The sequence below is a fragment of the Natronomonas gomsonensis genome, from assembly GCF_013391635.1.
Taxonomy (GTDB): Archaea; Halobacteriota; Halobacteria; order Halobacteriales; family Haloarculaceae; genus Natronomonas; species Natronomonas gomsonensis_A.
The window spans coordinates 64,445-80,686 of sequence record NZ_JACAWU010000001.1 but is presented as its reverse complement, the minus strand read 5'-3'; the positions used below and the strand labels follow the sequence as shown (position 1 = coordinate 80,686).

At 66.9% G+C, this 16,242-nt stretch carries 17 protein-coding genes; 9 read left to right on the top strand and 8 right to left on the bottom strand.

The window, feature by feature from the left end; genetic code table 11:
- Nucleotides 1-43: 43 nt before the first annotated feature.
- Genes HWX69_RS00460 through HWX69_RS00440 form a run of 5 tightly spaced genes read left to right on the top strand, consistent with a single transcriptional unit; the run spans nt 44 to nt 6,817 of the window.
- Nucleotides 44-2,152, top strand: a complete 2,109-nt coding sequence (locus HWX69_RS00460; protein WP_178915116.1) for a DUF4129 domain-containing protein — start codon at nt 44-46, stop codon at nt 2,150-2,152.
- Entirely contained in the window at nt 2,149-2,916 is a 768-nt protein-coding gene (locus HWX69_RS00455; protein WP_178915115.1) for a DUF7269 family protein, read from the top strand. The genes HWX69_RS00460 and HWX69_RS00455 overlap by 4 nt, the downstream gene beginning before the upstream one ends.
- Complete coding sequence (locus tag HWX69_RS00450) at nt 2,913-4,232, top strand: DUF58 domain-containing protein (RefSeq protein ID WP_178915114.1); 1,320 nt, start codon at nt 2,913-2,915, stop codon at nt 4,230-4,232. Before HWX69_RS00455 ends, HWX69_RS00450 begins: the two co-directional genes overlap by 4 nt.
- A complete protein-coding gene (locus tag HWX69_RS00445; RefSeq protein ID WP_178915113.1) occupies nt 4,229-5,656 on the top strand; it encodes a hypothetical protein in 1,428 nt (475 codons plus the stop codon). Before HWX69_RS00450 ends, HWX69_RS00445 begins: the two co-directional genes overlap by 4 nt.
- Before the next feature lie 39 nt (nt 5,657-5,695).
- Complete coding sequence (locus HWX69_RS00440) at nt 5,696-6,817, top strand: AAA family ATPase (RefSeq protein ID WP_178915112.1); 1,122 nt, start codon at nt 5,696-5,698, stop codon at nt 6,815-6,817.
- 17 nt (nt 6,818-6,834) lie between these two features.
- Here the strand turns inward: HWX69_RS00440 and HWX69_RS00435 are convergent, their stop codons facing one another.
- Both HWX69_RS00435 and HWX69_RS00430 read right to left on the bottom strand, forming a co-directional pair.
- Entirely contained in the window at nt 6,835-8,403 is a 1,569-nt protein-coding gene (locus tag HWX69_RS00435) for a winged helix-turn-helix transcriptional regulator (protein WP_178915111.1), read from the bottom strand.
- Nucleotides 8,404-8,654: 251 nt separating this feature from the next.
- Nucleotides 8,655-9,158: a deoxyuridine 5'-triphosphate nucleotidohydrolase gene (locus HWX69_RS00430; protein WP_178915110.1), complete on the bottom strand. Its 504-nt coding sequence runs from the start codon at nt 9,156-9,158 to the stop codon at nt 8,655-8,657.
- A 93-nt stretch (nt 9,159-9,251) separates the two neighbouring features.
- On the opposite strand from HWX69_RS00430, the gene HWX69_RS00425 reads away from it, so the two are divergent.
- Entirely contained in the window at nt 9,252-9,560 is a 309-nt protein-coding gene (locus tag HWX69_RS00425) for a DUF5783 family protein (RefSeq protein WP_178915109.1), read from the top strand.
- A gap of 1 nt (nt 9,561) precedes the next feature.
- Here the strand turns inward: HWX69_RS00425 and HWX69_RS00420 are convergent, their stop codons facing one another.
- Nucleotides 9,562-10,026, bottom strand: coding sequence for a hypothetical protein (locus tag HWX69_RS00420; protein ID WP_178915108.1), 465 nt, complete (start codon nt 10,024-10,026; stop codon nt 9,562-9,564).
- Nucleotides 10,027-10,168: 142 nt separating this feature from the next.
- Here HWX69_RS00420 and HWX69_RS00415 point away from each other — a divergent pair, with 142 nt between their 5' ends.
- Both HWX69_RS00415 and HWX69_RS00410 read left to right on the top strand, forming a co-directional pair.
- Complete coding sequence (locus HWX69_RS00415) at nt 10,169-10,534, top strand: NifU family protein (protein ID WP_178915107.1); 366 nt, start codon at nt 10,169-10,171, stop codon at nt 10,532-10,534.
- Nucleotides 10,535-10,610: 76 nt separating this feature from the next.
- Nucleotides 10,611-12,098, top strand: a complete 1,488-nt coding sequence (locus tag HWX69_RS00410) for a sulfatase (RefSeq protein WP_178915106.1) — start codon at nt 10,611-10,613, stop codon at nt 12,096-12,098.
- A gap of 62 nt (nt 12,099-12,160) precedes the next feature.
- Here the strand turns inward: HWX69_RS00410 and HWX69_RS00405 are convergent, their stop codons facing one another.
- The 4 genes from HWX69_RS00405 to sufU all read right to left on the bottom strand — a co-directional run bounded on the left by HWX69_RS00405 (nt 12,161) and on the right by sufU (nt 14,474).
- A complete protein-coding gene (locus HWX69_RS00405; RefSeq protein WP_178915105.1) occupies nt 12,161-12,625 on the bottom strand; it encodes an SRPBCC family protein in 465 nt (154 codons plus the stop codon).
- A gap of 153 nt (nt 12,626-12,778) precedes the next feature.
- Nucleotides 12,779-13,678: a ketopantoate reductase family protein gene (locus tag HWX69_RS00400; RefSeq protein WP_178915104.1), complete on the bottom strand. Its 900-nt coding sequence runs from the start codon at nt 13,676-13,678 to the stop codon at nt 12,779-12,781.
- A 45-nt stretch (nt 13,679-13,723) separates the two neighbouring features.
- Nucleotides 13,724-14,008 carry a DUF7130 family rubredoxin-like protein gene (locus tag HWX69_RS00395; protein ID WP_178915103.1) on the bottom strand — a complete coding sequence of 95 codons (285 nt, stop codon included), beginning with the start codon at nt 14,006-14,008 and terminating at the stop codon, nt 13,724-13,726.
- Nucleotides 14,009-14,057: 49 nt separating this feature from the next.
- Nucleotides 14,058-14,474 (bottom strand): Fe-S cluster assembly sulfur transfer protein SufU, encoded by a 417-nt coding sequence (gene sufU / locus HWX69_RS00390; protein WP_178915102.1) that lies wholly within the window; start codon nt 14,472-14,474, stop codon nt 14,058-14,060.
- Nucleotides 14,475-14,581: 107 nt separating this feature from the next.
- Between sufU and HWX69_RS00385 the strand changes: the two genes are divergently transcribed.
- Entirely contained in the window at nt 14,582-14,989 is a 408-nt protein-coding gene (locus tag HWX69_RS00385) for a hypothetical protein (protein ID WP_178915101.1), read from the top strand.
- A 12-nt stretch (nt 14,990-15,001) separates the two neighbouring features.
- On the opposite strand, the gene HWX69_RS00380 is transcribed toward HWX69_RS00385, so the two are convergent.
- Nucleotides 15,002-16,240 (bottom strand): aminotransferase class V-fold PLP-dependent enzyme, encoded by a 1,239-nt coding sequence (locus tag HWX69_RS00380; RefSeq protein WP_178915100.1) that lies wholly within the window; start codon nt 16,238-16,240, stop codon nt 15,002-15,004.
- Nucleotides 16,241-16,242 lie beyond the last annotated feature (2 nt).

The window sequence follows — 16,242 nt, the reverse complement described above, 5'->3', positions numbered from 1 at the left end:
TACACACCGAAGCGGTCCCCGAACGCGAAAATAGGGTCTACGGATGAACGACGACGCGCCGTCCCCGGAGAGCACGGACGACACCACCAGCACCGCACAGGTCGGTCTCGTCGTCCTCGCTGCGGTCGCACTCGTCGTCGCCGCCTTCCTCGTCCCCGTCGTCGCGCCGTCGGGCGGCGCCGGCTCCGGGGACGACCCGGGCGAGAGCGACTCGACGGGTCAAAACCCCGGTACCGGTGGTTCGGGAGAAGCCCCTGACGGCACCTTCCATTTGTACGAACTCCTGGAGTGGTTCCTCCCGGAGAACGACGGCGAATCCACGCGCACCGAGCCGCGCTGTTCTATCGGCCTCGACCGCCAACCGGAGCCCGGCGGCGAGGTCACGGCGCAGGTCACCTACGAGGGCGAGCCGCTCGCCGACGCGCCCGTGTGGTTCAACGGCGAGCGCGTCGGCACCACGAACGCCGACGGCGAGGTGGCCGGAACGGTCCCCTACGAGCGCGAACTCACGATTCGAGTCGACGTTCCGGGGCGTCCCGACTGCCGCGCGAGTACCGGAAGCGCCCGCCGAAGTGGCGCCCCCGGCCTGTCGTCGCCCGCAGGGTTCCCGGCCCTCTCGGTCGCTGCGGTGGCCCAGGGGACCGCCACGCCGAACGCGAGCGTCACCTACCCGGTCGATGGCACCGTCACAGTCGACGTTCGTGGCCAGCCCTATCCCGGCGACACGCTCACCGTCGAGTCGGAAATCGACGGCCGGCCCTTCCGCGGCGCCGAGGTCTTCGTTGACGGCAGGTCGGTCGGCGAAACCGACGCCGACGGCACCGCGACCGTCGCGGTCCCCGAAGACGGAACGGAGCAGTTCCGTGTCCGCGTCGTCCGCGGTGACTTCGCGGGGTCCGAACGGGTCGACGTGCTCCTGCTGTCGGCGTCGCTCCGCTCGGAGAACCTCCTCGCGCTCCCGGGAGCCGAGGGCGACGTACTCGCTCGACTGGGGGAGGAACCGACCGAAGCCGCCGTCTTCGTCGGCGGGGAACGCCGCGGGACGACCGGTGCCGACGGTCGACTCACGGTCGACTTACCGTTGAATCCGACCACAACGATAGTGGTCGAGACTGCGGACCAGCGGGCGACGACAAGCGTCGCGTCCCACTACGCCGTTCCGGCGGGCGTCTTCGCCCTCGTCGTCGCGCTTCTCGCAGTCGCCGCCTACCGCATCCGCGATCGCCGCGGCGTGGCAACCGTCGCTGCCGGTGTCGCCACCGTCGCTGCAGTCGTCGTCGCGGACGGCCTCTACGGACCGACCGGTCGATACGTCGCGCTCGCTGCGGTGATTGCCGCCGTCGTCGGTATCGGCCTCTTCCGGTGGCGACAGTCGCTCGCGAGCGGTGCCACCTCGGCCCGCGGGACGCTCCACTGGCTGATTGCTGCCGTCGTTCGCACGCTCACGAACGTCCGTCGCCTTCCCGGCCTGCTCCGACACCTGTGGTCGTCGCTCGTCGAATCGGCGTACCGCAACGTACTCCGTCTGGCCGACGACATCGGGCGCCTCGCGTCGGCTGCCGCGGCGACCGTGCGGACCGCAGCAGCACGTCTCCGGTCGTTCCCACGGTCGGCGTCCGAGTTCTTCGAGCGTTTGCGCGACGCCCTCCGCTCGGCGGCTAGTGGCATCCGACGGGCTACACGGAACCCAATCGTCCTCGCCCTCGCGGTGGCGGGCGTGGGAGCGACGGCCGTCGGCTACCGCGTCGGCGACGGCCTCGGTGCGGTTCTCGGAGCGACGGCCACGCTCGTTGTCGCCCTCGCTCTCGCGCTCCGTCGCCGTTCTGTCGACGATTCGAACGCTGACGGCCCCGCCGCCAGCGAGAGTGCCTCGGCCGCGCCGGGTCACGTGACCGACGACGGCCGCTCGATTCGCACGCTGTGGCGTGGGTTTGCCCGTCTCGTCGCTCCGAACCGGTGGCGTTCGAGTACTCCCGAGGAGATAGCGGCCGCCGCGGTCGAACAGGGGTTCCCCCGCCGACCGGTCGCGGAACTGACGCGACTGTTCCGGGAGGTGGAATACGGCGACCGGCCGCTGTCGGCGGCCGTGCGCTCGCGTGCGACCGACGCCTACGAAGCCATCCGACGACGCGACCGGGGTGAAGAGCAGTGAGACGCCAACTCCTCGTCGCCGTCGCCGGGTTCGTTCTCGTGTTGGGTGGCGTCGCACTCGCCGTACTTGCCGAGTGGCCGAGTTCCTCGACGGTCGAAACCGGGTTGCTCGTCGCCGTCGCGCTCTTCGCACTGCTGTTGGCCGCGCTGAAAATCAGGACGCCTCCCGATTCGACCGCCGACGAAAGGCGGTCGTCTACGGAACCCTTCGCTTCGCCCCCACCCGAAGAAGTCGCAAGCGAATATCCACTCTCGAGTGTCGCACTCGCCCGCATCCTCGACGGTGCGGGCGAGACGGCACGCCGTGAGGGGACCGTCGAGGACGGCATCGACGTCGTCCGGCCGGCGCTCCGTGATACGCTCGTCGGCGCGCTCACACAGGGTGGGACCGCCGCCGAATCCGTCGATGACCTGCTGGAATCGGGCGAGTGGACGGACGACCCTGTCGCCGCCAGCGTCCTCTCCGAGCACGTCGACCCACCGGACCGGTCGATTCGTGCCCGCGTCGAAGCGTGGCTGTTTCCCGAACGGGTCGTTCGCCGGCGCGCACGCCGTGCGACGGAAGCAGTCGCGGTCGCCGCCGAAGCGGCGCTGCCGACCGTCCCCGGACAGACGGCCCCCCGAACCGTCCCCACCGTCACTACGTCGCTGTCGGAACTCCAGCGCGGCGTCGACGGGCGACTTCAGCGCGCGAGCGACCCGATGGCGATTGCCCGTGGCCCATCGCCGCCGGAGGCGTCCACCGACGAGGAGGGCAGCGAATGACCCGCCGACAGCGACGCTGGGGTGGCGGCCTCGCGGCGAGCGTCTTCCTCGCCGCTGTCGGCGTCTTCGATGGCAACGGCGCGTTACTCCTCGCCGCCGCCGTTCCGCTTGCGTACGTCGCGGCCGACGCCATCTCGGACGTCACCGTTCCCGACGCCATCTCGATAACCCGACACGTTGACCCGACACCGGCCCCGCCCGGCCGCCCGGTCACTGTCTCGCTCACCGTCCGGAACGACTCCGAGCGGACGGTTCCCGACCTCAGGGTCGTCGACGGTGTTCCGGCGGACCTCGCGGTCGTCGACGGGACACCGCGAGGCGGGACCTCGTTGGCGCCCGACGAGGAACTCACGCTCGAATACGCCGTCGCGGCACGGCGCGGCACCTACGAGTTCGAATCGCCACAACTCCGGGCCCGTGGGTTCGGCGCGGGCACCGTCGAGACGACACGGCGCATCGCCGACGGCGACAGGCGTCTCGTCTGCCGTCTCGATGCCGACGCCCCACCCATCGAGGAACACGGCGACGCACGGCCGGGCCGACTGGAAAGCGACGCTGCCGGTGCCGGCGTCACGTTCCACTCCACGCGGGAGTACTACGCTGGCGACCCCGCCGAACGAATCAACTGGCGTCACTACGCGAAACGGGGCGACCTCGCGACCACCAACTACGAGCGAACCGTCGCCGCGACGACGATTCTCGTCATCGACGCCCGGATTCGGAACCGGGTCGTCGCCGGCCCCGGTCGCCCGACGGCAGTGGAGTTGGGTACCTACGCGGCGACACACGCGCTCACGGACCTCCTCAGACGCGGCCACGACGTTGGCGTCGTCGTCTTGGGTCTCGACGGCCCCGGGCCGGCTGGGCTCTACTGGCTGCCGCCGGCCGCGAGCAGACAGCAGCGCGCGAAAGCCCTCGAGTTGTTCCGGACGGCCAACGACGCTGCGGGCCGTCCGGCGAACGAATCGGCGCAGGTCAGACGCGTCATCGAGTTGCTCCCGCCGGGTGGACAACTCCTCGCGTTCTCGCCGGTCCTCGACGACCGGGCCGTCGAGTCGATCGAGACGTGGCGAGCGGCCGACGTTCCCATCGTCGTTCTCTCGCCCGACATTGTCCCGGAGAACACCGTCAGCGGACAGTACGTCCAGGTTCGACGGCGGACCAGACTCGCCCGGTGTCAGCGAGTCGGTGCCCGAACGGTCGATTGGCGCCGCGGGACGCCGCTTCCGGCGGTCTTGGCCGAGGCCTTCGCCGCCGACGCACGCCTCGCCCCGAACCGACGCCGGGGCCGCGCTGCCGGGGGTGACGGCCGGTGACGATACCGATTCCGCTCCTCGACCGCTCGTCGGCCGTCGGCGACGAGGGCCGCCCCCGCGCGGCCAGCCTCGCGGTCGCCTCCTTCGTCGTCGCGTTGCTCGTCGTCGCAGGGGGGTTCGTTATCGGCCAACCCGACCTCCTGGTTTCGCTCGGTTCGGTGACGGGACTGGCCGGGGCCGGCCTCGCGCTGCTGGACCGCGAGCGGTTCGTCCACCTGCTGGCCGGCCACTGCCTGTTCGTCTGGTTCGGCGCGCCGCTTTCGCTTCTCGTCGTCTTCGCACCACTCGTCGGCCGCGTCGGCGTCGCCGTCGACGGGTTCGCGCTGGCGCTGTTCGGCCTCGCGATGACCTGGGGCAACGCCGGCACGCGAACGCATCTCGGCGACGGCCTCTCGGCGAGTACGCTCGCCTTCGCGGCGACGATACTGTGGCTCGTCGGGTTCGCTGCCGTCGCCGGCGGTCTCGCGCTCGCGGAACTATCGGTCGAAGGCCTCGTCGGCCAGTCGACCGCCGCCGGCGGGCTGGCGAGTCTGTTCGTGGTCGTCGCCTATGCGGGGGCGGGGATCGCCGCCGCGATTCGGTGGCTCCCGATTCGGCAGTTGACGCCGCGTTCGCGGCGTCCGGCCGTCGAGAGACGGGTCGCCGTCATCCGACGGTATGCTCTCGGAACGATTGCCGTCGCCGTGCTTTCGCTTTTGGCCGTCTCCCTGATTCGGGCGTCGGGCGGCTTCGAGCGCCTCGAGGGGACGGCGCTTGCGACCGGGTTCGGCGCGCTGTCGTCGCCGTTGGTGGTCTGGCCCGCCGTCACCGTCGGAACGGTCGGCATCCTCGCCGGCGCCGTCGCGCTCACGCTCCGCCGACTGGCCCGCGACAGCGACCCGGCGTCGGCCGAGCGACTCGCCGCGGTCATCGCTGGCTTCGTTCTCGCCGTGGCCGCCGTCGTTGCGGCCGCCCTCGTCGCCGTCTCCCCGCTCGTCGGCGCGATTGTGTTCCTCGGGGTGCTCGCCGCTCCGCTGGCGCTCGTCGTCTGTATCGCGATACTCGTCCTTGGTATCGACATCGGAATCCTCCCCGACCGAGCAAGCGGTGCGGCGATGGCGGCGTTCGGACTGGTCGTCTCGGCCGTGGGCTTCGCTCGTATCTCGATGCCGGTGACGTTCGCCTGCGTCGCCGTCGCGCTACTCGTGTGGGATCTCTCGTCGTTCGGACTCGGCGTCACCGCCGAACTCGGTCGAATCCCCGAAACGCGGCGTCTCGAACTGGTTCACGCCGTCGTCGGTGTCGGCATCACGGTCGCCGTCGTCGTCGCTCTCGTTGCCGTCGACGCGCTCCGAACGGGCGTCTTCGCCGGCGTCGGCGGGACCGTCCCCGCCGTCGTCGCCTGTCTCGGCGCGCTCGCGCTGCTCGGAACGCTCCGTGGATGAGGGCCGGACATTCTTGTAGCCGCCCGCCGAACGACGGCCATGAACGAACCGGACGCAACCGTCGATGACCCCGAGGCGACGGTGCAGTCCGTCGTCGAACGCATCGAGTCTGCCGCCGTCGTCGACCGGCGCGTCCTCCGAGGCATCCTCTCAGCGGTCGTCGCCCGCGGCCACGTCCTCATCGAGGACGTTCCTGGAACGGGCAAGACCGTCACCGCCCGCGTGCTGGCGGAGTCGCTCGGTCTCGATTTCAACCGCATCCAGTTCACGCCAGACCTCCTGCCTGCCGACATCACCGGCTCGACGGTGTACGACGAACACGAGGGTACCTTCGAGTTCGCCGAGGGTCCGGTGTTCACAAACGTTGTGTTGGCCGACGAAATCAACCGCGCGCCGCCGAAGACCCAGGCCGCCCTCCTCGAGGCGATGGAAGAACGACAGGTCAGCGTCGACGGGACGACCTACCCCCTTCCGGAGCCGTTTCTCGTCATCGCGACGCAGAACCCCGTCGAACAGGAAGGGACGTTCCGACTCCCCGAAGCCCAACGCGACCGCTTCAGCGTCAAGACCTCCTTCGGCTACCCCGACATCGAGGGCGAAATGGGATTGTTGGCCCGCCGTGACGACCGTCGGGAACTCTCACCTTCCGTCGAAGCCGTCGTCTCCCCGGAGACGGTTCGAGCCTTGCAGTCGCTGGCCGAGGACGTCCACGTCGACCCGAAGATTCGCCGATATATAATCGACCTCGCGCGGACCACTCGACGGGACGACCGGATCGAAATCGGCGTCTCACCCCGTGGCGTCCAGCGTATCTTCGAAATCGCACGCGCCAGCGCGGTCATCGACGGTCGCGAGTACGCCACCCCGAGCGACGTGAAGGGCCTCGCGGCAGCGACGATGGCCCACCGCCTCCTGTTGACGACTGAGGCCACCGTCGAGGGCGTCGACGAGCGTGCAGTCGTCCGGTCGGCGCTCGAAGACGTCGACATCCCCGCGGTGTCACCGGACGCCAACGACCCGATGGCGGAGGGCGACCGGGAGTCGACGGAACCGGAGTTCGAAGCCGAAATCGACGACTCGACGGCCGAGCCCTTCGAGTTCGATTCGGACGCGACGCCGAACGCGGCCGCTGACGGACGCGACTCTGATTCGTCATCCTGAAGCGGGGAACACAGAACTCAGTCCGCGCCGCCGGCGATGGCACCGCCGGGTTCGCCCGGTTTGGGAACCGTCTCGGGTTCGAGTGCCGTCCGGGCCTCCACGGAGAGTTTGTTCATCACGGCGCGTCCCTCCCGCTCGCGGGAGATGATGCCGTCCTCTTCGAGTCGCTGGAGGTGGTGGGTGATCGTACTGGGGTCGCGCCCGAGTTCCCCCGCGAGGTCGCTGACCGACGCCGACCCGAGGCGGGCGATGGCGTCGATGATGCTCGCCGTCGAGTCGTCGTTGAGCGCGGCGGCCAACTCGACTCCCTCCGCGTACGCCGGGTAGAACCGACGCTTGCCGCGGAGTTTCGCCCCCGAGACGAGGTCTTCGCGTTCGAGAACCCGCACGTGGTGTCGCGTCGTCGACAGCGGGAGGTCGGCCTCCTCGGAGACCTCCGAAAGATACGACCCCGGCGACTCGTTGACGATTTCGTAGACGCGCTCGCGTGCCTCGTGTTCCAGCGGGTCCGAATCGTCGTAGCGACTGTATCGGAGGGGGAAGAAGAACGGTCGGAGTTTCTCGACCAGCGAGGCGAGGGTGAACCGGGGCATCGCCGCGAAGGCGCCCACCGCCGACGCGCCGACGCCGGCGCTGCCGGAGAGGAACGCGCTCCCACGGAGGGCGGCGACCGCCGCGACGGCACCGAGGCTGACTGCGGCCCCGCTTGCCGGGCCGGCGGGGAGGGGCTGTCCGCCGGTACCACCGGCGCCGCCGGCACTCATCGCTGCACCGGCCGGGGCGTCGTCCCCGTCGTCGAGGACGATTTCGTCGAACTCGCTATCGGAGTTCGACGCCGTCGATGTACCGACGGCGCCGACCAGCACCTCGTCGCTCCCGGATGTCAGCGTCCCGCCGACGGTCCCCAACGTGTCCGTGGTGGTCGTTACTGTTGTTTCGACGGTTTCGTCGGATTCGATTCCGGTGTCGGCCTCCAGCGTCTCGACGGCCATTCCCGAGTCGATTCGCGTGTCGATATAGCGCCCCTCGAAGCGGTACTCGTCGGCTGATTCGGCGTTCTCGAGGTCGTCGATATAATCGAGCGCTTCTGTCTGCCAGTCGGTGTCCTCTGTCGAGTCTTCGGCCGTGTCACCGACCTCATCCGTCGCGTTCTCGGCCGTGTCGTTGATTCCACCGGCCGTGTCGTTGACACGATTTCGCACGTCCGTACTCGAGTCGTCGTGCTCTTCTCGGTCATCCGCGATGGAGTCATCCGTCGAGCCGTCCGTCGTATCAGCCGTCGATTCGTCCGAACTCGACGCGCCGTCGGAATCGTCACTCGCGTCGTCGTCCGTACTATCGCTCGTGCTGTCGCCCGAATCGCTGTCGGTATCGTCGCTCGTGTCGCCGTCGGTATCCTCTTCACCGTCGCTCGTGTCGTCCGAAGGGCCGTCTCCGTCCTCGCTGTCGCCGGAGCCGAACGTGCCGTTCAGTCCGTCTTCGAAGGTCGACGTACTCGCAGCCGCGACGGGCGCTCCCACCGCCGAGCAAACGACGAGCAGCGCCGCCAGCACAGCGAGGAGTAGTCGCGTGTGAGTATTTGACATGGTTGAGGGCCCCGAAACCGAGTTAGCGAACGTATCGACTGTCTATTTAAATCGATTCTGCAGGTGATGTATGGGTGTATAAGTGAGGTATCGACCCAAAACCGCAAGGAGCGGACCGAACGCGAACGCCGACTCGGAAGTGTCTTTTGTTTCTAAACACCCATATAAATACACTAGCAAAAACGTCCAAAAGTGACAATATTTGCACCGACGTTGTTCGTGAATATCCAACCCCGTTCCGCCGTGCCCGGTCAGAGGTTTTCGCGCTGATAGCTCCCGTCGTAGGTTCCCTCGTGGTCGGCCTCCGCGAGGACGAACTGTGCGATTCGGGCGCCGGCCTCGATTTCGATGTCGTGGTGGACTTCGAGCAGCCCCTCGCCTTTCCCCTCGTAGCCGGCGTCCCAGACGGCGGTGTCGAGCATACAGGAGTTCCGCAACAGCGACGACCGCGGGTAGATGAAGCCGATGTGGTCGTCGGGTATCGAGACGATTTCGGCGTACTGGACGATGTAGCCGCCCGGTGGGAGGTAGTACGTCTCGTTTTCGTCGGTCACCTCGTCGATGGATTCGCCCTCCACGACGGGGTCTGCTGGACGACGATGCCGCGTCCCGATTTCCTTACCGTCGCGGCCGATACGTCCCGGTTCCCGCTGTTCGTACACCGCCTGTAGCGTCACATCGACCCCGTTCGGCTGGACCTGCTCGTCTGTCGTCGGCGTGACGTGGTCGGCGACGAAGGCACCGCTTCGGTACATACGACCGGCCACTCCGGCCGCGAACAAGTCGCTTGCGCTCGCCTATCGCGAGGGTTCGACCGGCTTTTAGGGCCGCGCAACGAACGGCCCGCCATGGACGCAGACACCTTCGAGGAACAGAAGTACGTCGACTACTTCCCACAGCTCCAGCAGGCGTACAAGAACGCGTTCAACCGCGTCAACGAGACGTACGACTCCACGTTGGTCCACGGCATCGACCAGCAGATTCTCAACGAATCCGAGCCGTTCTACGACGACGAGGAGGGGTTCTATCTCGAGTTGCCCGAGGACCCTTACGACCGACTGACGGGCGTGCTCGTCGATGAGGAGAAGTTCGAGGCGGTACTGGCGGAGTACGTCGAGGAAATCGAACGGGAGTTAGAGCGGGTTTTCGACGCCTGAATCAGCTCTCACAGCCGGCGCCGTTCCACACCGCGAGCGCTCCTTCGTTGTCGACACGGACGAGCACGCGGACACACTCGGCGCCCTCGCCGACGCCGTCGGTCACGCTTGCCGTCCGTATCTCCCCGTCGTCGAGGCGGGCGTGGATGCGGTAGGCGCCCGGTTCGTCGTTCCACTCTCCCTCGATGGTGGTGCTCGACCCACCGGCTTCGAGCTGGTAGGTTCCAAGATGGAGCATCCCGTCGTCGGCCTCGACGGCCAGTTGCACCTGGTGGCTCTCCTCGTGGTTGTTCTGGACGGAGAGTTCGCCGAGTTCGACCGTTAGGCTGTCATCGTCGTCGTCATCGGCCGCGTCGGCGATGTTCCCTTCGGCGTTCGTCTCCCCATCGTCTCCTAAGACGCCCAGACAGCCCGCACTGGCGGTTGCGACGCCGGCAGCCGCGAGCAGATGGCGACGAGTTGGCATACCTGCTAGCGGGTCTGAACCGACATAAACTCCCGTCAGACGCCCGTCTCCCGCGTGTCACACCATCCAATAGCGGTGTCGGTTCGGCGGGCGGCCCGACCGGAGCCAAATCTTCATACGGCTGCGCTGCATACGCTGGCACATGAGTACCGAATCCGCCGACGCCGACGAGGACCTTCGCGAGCGCATCAGCAACTTCCTCCGCCGGAACTTCCCGCAAATTCAGATGCACGGTGGCAGTGCCGCCGTCCGGAACCTCGACCGCGAGGCGGGCGAGGTCACCATCATGCTCGGCGGCGCCTGCTCGGGCTGTGGTATCTCCCCGATGACGATTCAGGCCATCAAGTCCCGCATGACACAGGAAATCCCCGAAATCGATACCGTCCACGCCGACACCGGCATGGACGGCGGCAGCGAGGGAATGGCCGGCGGCCAGATGTCCCCCTCCTTCCCGGGCCACGAGGGCGGCGACGACGAGGCCGACGAAGGCCCCGAAGCCCCGTTCTAAACTCTTCTCACGGCTAATCGGTTCGACCGCGACGACACACCAGTCGTTTTAAGCCCGAAACACCCCGACCACCGGTATGGACACCGACGGTCGGAACGTGCTGTTCGTCGTCATGGACACCGTCCGGAAGGACCACCTGACGCCGTACGGCTACGACCGCGAGACGACGCCGACGTTGGAGGCTTTCGCCGAGGAGGCACTCGTCTACGAAGAGGCCGTCGCACAGGCGCCGTGGACGCTGCCCGTCCACGCCTCGATGTTTACGGGGCTGTACCCCGGCGAACACGGCGCCTCCCAAGAGGCACCGTATCTCGCCGACGGAACGGCGACGCTCGCCGAAGCGATGTCGGACGCCGGATACGCCACCGCCTGTTACTCCTCGAACGCGTGGATTACCCCCTACACCCGGCTGACGAGTGGCTTCGACGAACAGGACAACTTCTTCAAGGCGCTTCCCGGCGACACGTTCTCGGGTGCGCTCGCGAACCTCTGGCAGCGCGTCAACGACAGCGACCGCCTCCGCGGCGTCGCCGACCGCCTCGTCGAGTTGGGCAACGAGGTCCACGAATACCTCGCAAGCGGCGAGGGCGAGGACTCGAAGACGCCACAGATAATCGACGACACGATCGACTTCGTCGACGACAACGACGAGTGGTTCGCGTTCATCAACCTGATGGACGCACACCTGCCGTACTACCCACCCGAGCAGTACCGCGAGGCGTTCGCCCCCGGCGTCGACCCCCACTCGGTGTGCCAGAACTCCAAGGAGTACAACTCCGGCGCCCGCGAGATAACTGATGAGGAGTTCGACGACATCCGCGGCCTGTACGACGCCGAAATCAAACACATCGATTCGGAACTCGACCGGCTGTTCTCGCATCTGAAGGCCACCGGCCAGTGGGAGGAGACCGTCGTCGTCGTCTGTGCCGACCACGGGGAACTCCACGGCGAACACGGCCTCTACGGCCACGAGTTCTGCATCTACGACCCGCTGGTGAACGTCCCGCTGATGGTGAAACACCCCGACCTCTCGACCGGCCGAACCGACGAGCAGGTCGAACTGCTGGACCTCTATGACACCGTCTTGGAGTCGGCCGAAGCCACGGCGGCCGCCGACCGCGTCGGGGCACGCCCCTTCGATGCGGGTCGGTCGCTGCTCTCCGAAGAGCGAGACATCACGGACGGCGAGTTCGCCTTCGTCGACTACCACCGCCCGGTCGTCGAGTTGAACCAACTGGAGACGAAGGCCGCCGAGGGAGGTATCGAACTCGACGAGGAGTCACGGTTCTACTCCCGGATGCGTGCCGCACGCCGCCCCGACGGGAAGTACATCCGCAACGAGCGCATCGCCGACGAGGCCTACCGACTCGATTCCGACCCCGACGAGCGTGAGTCGGTCGACCAAGAGGACCCCGTCATCGGGGAGGTGCTGGCGGCGCTGGAACGCTTCGAGGAACGGGCCGGAAGCGAGTGGGACGACTCCGCGGCTGACGCCGACGGCTCACTCGAGGAGATGGACGAGGAGGCCAAACAGCGGCTACAGGACCTCGGCTACGTGGAGTGAGGCCGTCGGCTGGGTGGAAACTGTGACGTTCGAAAAAGTCGGTCGGAAGGGCGCGACGGCACTCAGGCCGCGGCCATCCGCTCGCTTTCGGCGAGTTCCGCTTCGATGAGTTCCTTGGAACTCTCGAGGCTGTGGCGGAACTGTCGTTCGTTGTACCGTTTGGCAACCGGCTCCATGATGCGGTCGAGCAGCGAGTCGCCGAACTCGTAGTCGACGAACTCGACGATGGTCGTCACGCCGTCGGATTCGGAGTATCGGTAGTCGGCCGTGCCACTGAGGCCGGGGCTCTCGAAGGAGACCGTCACGTGAGAGTCGGGTTCGAGGATACGCTGGACCATCTCGCCCTCGTTGCCGATGCCGAGGACGCGGAAGGTCGCGTCCATCCGCATCTCGTCGTCGCTGGATTCGATAATCTCCAGTTGGGAGATGCTCGCGTGCGTTCGCGGCCAGTTCGTGGGGTCCGTCATGAACTCGGAGACGCGTTCTACGGGCGCTGCAACGTCGATTGTGTGTTCGAAGGTAGGCATTGCTATCAACTCTGTCGTCACTCCGACCGTCGTACTCGTCCCGGTTGGGAGAATCGTAAGGTGTACCGGGTGACTGCCTCTCTATACGCGCTCTGAGATGATAAAGCAGTAGTGAGCAGTGCTGACAGCCGTTCGATGGCTGCTATCGCTGGCTCAGCATCCCTCGACGTGGTCGGCCTCCCACGCATACAGCAATCCGGCGAGCGTCGCGTTGACCGGCACGTCGACGCCCAGTTCCCCGCCGCGGTCGACGACGTAGCCGTTGATGGCGTTGACCTCTGTCCGCCGGCCGGCGAGGACGTCCTGCCGCATCGAGGAGGTGTTCTCGGCGGTGGCTTCGGCGACCTCTTCGAGGGCCCTGACAGCTTCCTCGGGTGAGAAGTCGACCCCTTCGGCGCGTGCGACGGCTGCGACCTCGCGGGCGGCGGTGGTCGCTACGGCGTTGGCGTCGCCGCCCAGTAGCGCGCCGTTGTCGGTGTCGGCCAGCGCCGTCGTCGCGTTGATACCGGCGTTGACGGCCAGTTTCTCCCAGAGTCGACGCGGCATGTCCACTGCAACCGTGGTAACGATGCCGGCGTCTTCGAAGGCGGCCCCGACGCGGTCGGCCACCTCCGAGTGTCCTCCTTTGCGTGGCCCCAGAACCGTCTCGCCGACGCCGGTACAGCGGACGACGCCCGGTGATTCCAGCATCGCACCGTAGGTGCAGGTGCCGGCCAGCACCGTCGCGTCGAGGCGGTCGGCCAGCAGTTCCTCGTTGCCCATGCCGTTCTGTAGCGATAGACACCACTCGATGTCGGTTTCGGCCAGCGCCGCGGCCGCCTCGTCGGTGTCGAAGGACTTCACGCAGACGACGGCGAGGTCGGCTTCGGCTGGCGGTTCGGTGTCGGCGTCCGGGAACACCGTCGTCTCGATGGCACCCTCGATACGGAGGCCCTTCTCGCGGACTCGGCTGACGTGTGGGTCACGGCCGACGAGCGTGACGGCGTGTTCGCGGGCCAACAGCCCGCCAAGCAAACTGCCGAGGCTGCCCGCACCGAAGACGACGACATCCATACCGCTGGAACGGGGCGCTGCGGTAGAAAAACGGTCGGTTCCCGCTCAATCCTCCTGCCAGTAGTATATTTCCTCACTTTCGGCGCCACAGGAGGGACACGTGTCGGGGATATCGTCGATGTTGCCCATCTCGCCACACTCCCAGCAGCGCCACATCAGCGTCTTCTCGCCGGCCTTGCTCTCGGCCTGGGTCATCGTCGAGACGCCCTCGGCGCTGGAGACGTAGAACCCGGAGTCGTCGAAGGCACGGACCCGTCCCAACTCCTCGCCGTCGGCGTCGTAGACGGTCTGTCCGAACTGTACCTGTCGCTGTCGTTGCTCGGTTGCCATACTCTTTGGTATGTCATCACACACCAAAAAACCGCCGGCGGTTCGCCGCCTACTCCGTGGTCGTCTCTTCGAGGTCCTTGTCGCCTTGGTGGATGGCGATGCCGTCCTTTGCGACTTTCTCGGCGAGGACGGCGCACTTGACCCGCATCGGGCTGAGGTCGACGCCGAGCATCTCCTCGATGTCCTCGCGTTCCATCCCGCGGACCTCCTCGAGGCTCTTGCCCCGGAGTTTCCCCGAGAGCATGCTCGCGGAGGCCTGACTGATGGCACAGCCGTCGCCGATGAAACTGACGCCCGCTATCGTGTCGCCGTCGTCGGCCAGCTTCAGGAACATCTTGATGGTGTCGCCACACATCGGGTTCTCGCCGACGTGTTCGATGTCCGCATCCTCGAGTTCCCCGTAGTTGCGGGGGTTCTTGTAGTGGTCGAGGATTTGCTGCCGATACATATCGGTGCCGGGTCCCATTGTTGTCGAACACGAGGGGAATGACGAGTAAAAGCCCACCGGTCGTGTGAGTCCGTGCCGATGTCGAGAGCGCAAGGTCGAATACCCCCGGGCGTCCACACCGCGACATGAGCGACGATTCCGAGTCGGCGGTCGACGACGCTCCCGAGGCCGATTCGGACCCCGATGAATCGGCGTCGGACCCTCGCTTCTCCGACGACGGCGTCATCCTCGCGTTGGCCGGCGCCGCGTGCCTGCTCGCCGCCGGAACGGCCTACTCGCTGGACCAACCCAGTCCAGTCGTCGTCTTCGCGGTGCTGGCCGGGATTCCCGCCGTCGTCGCGGTCGGCGGGGACCTCCTCACCGACTACACCCCGGGACTCCGACCGCATCTCCTCCTCGGCGTCGCCGCCCTCGTCGGGGCCGTCGCCGCCGTTCCCGGCGAACACTACGTCAACGTCGCCACGCTCGGCGTCGCCTCGCTGATGGGTCTCGGACGGGTGTTCGAGGTGGAAGTGCGGGGAAAAGGACGGTGAGTTCGGGCCCGTTTAGCTGAACAGTTCCCGAGCCTCGTCGACGGCGTCGACCAGTTCGTCGACCTCGTCTTTCGTGTTGTAGAGGTAAAACGAGGCGCGCGCCGAGGCGGTCGCGCCCAACACGTCGTGCAGCGGTTGCGTACAGTGGTCGCCGGCGCGGATGGCGACGCCGTAGTCGTTGAGGATACTGGAGAGGTCGTGAGCGTGGAGTCCCTCGACGTTGAACGCGACGAGGCCGCCGCGGTCGTCGGCCGGCGGGCCGTACACCTCCACGTCGTCCCATTCGGTGAGGCGGTCGTAAGCGTACTCGGCGAGTTCGGCTTCGTGGCGCTGAATCGCCTCCATCCCGATGTCCTCGAGGTAGTCACAGGCCGCCGCGAGCGCGATGCCCTCACAGATGTTCGGCGTGCCGGCTTCGAACTTCCAGGGCAGTTCGTTCCACGTCGCGTCCTCGAAGGTGACCTTCAGTATCATGTCGCCGCCGTAGAGGTACGGCTCCATCCCCTCGAGGATGTGTTCTTTTCCGTAGAGGACGCCGATGCCGGTGGGTCCGGCCATCTTGTGTCCGGAGAAGGCGAGGAAGTCGGCGTCCAACTCCTCGACGTCGACGGAGCGGTTCGGAACCGACTGGGCGGCGTCGACGAACATGTAGGCGCCGTGGTCGTGGGCGATGTCGGCCAGTTCGGAGACCGGATTGATGGTGCCGAGGGTGTTGGAAACGTGGACCGCGGAGACCATCGCCGTATCGTCGGTGATGAGTTCGCGGGCCGCGTCCATATCCAGTCGCCCCTCGTCGGTGATGGGGATGTACTTGCAGTCGGCGCCCGTGCGCTTGGCTATCTGTTGCCACGTCACGAGCGAGGCGTGGTGTTCCATCTCCGTGAGCACCACCTCGTCGCCGGGGCCGAGTTCGTTCAGGCCCCACGCGTAGGCGACGAGGTTCATCGATTCGGTGGTGTTCTTCGTGAACACGATTTCCTCGCGGCCGGCCGCCCCGATGAACTCCGCGACGCGGTCGTGGGCCTCCTCGTAGGCGATGGACGCCTCCTGGCTCAGTTGGTGGATGCCCCGGTGGACGTTCGCGTTGTAGTTGCGGTAGTAGTCGGTGATGGCCCCGATGACCTGTTCGGGGGTTTGTGTCGTCGCCGCGTTGTCGAGATAGACGAGGTCCGTCCCGTTGACCTCCCGCTGCAGAATCGGGAAGTCCTCGCGGAGGGCCTCGACGTCGAGTGGCTCGACCTGTTGGCTCATTA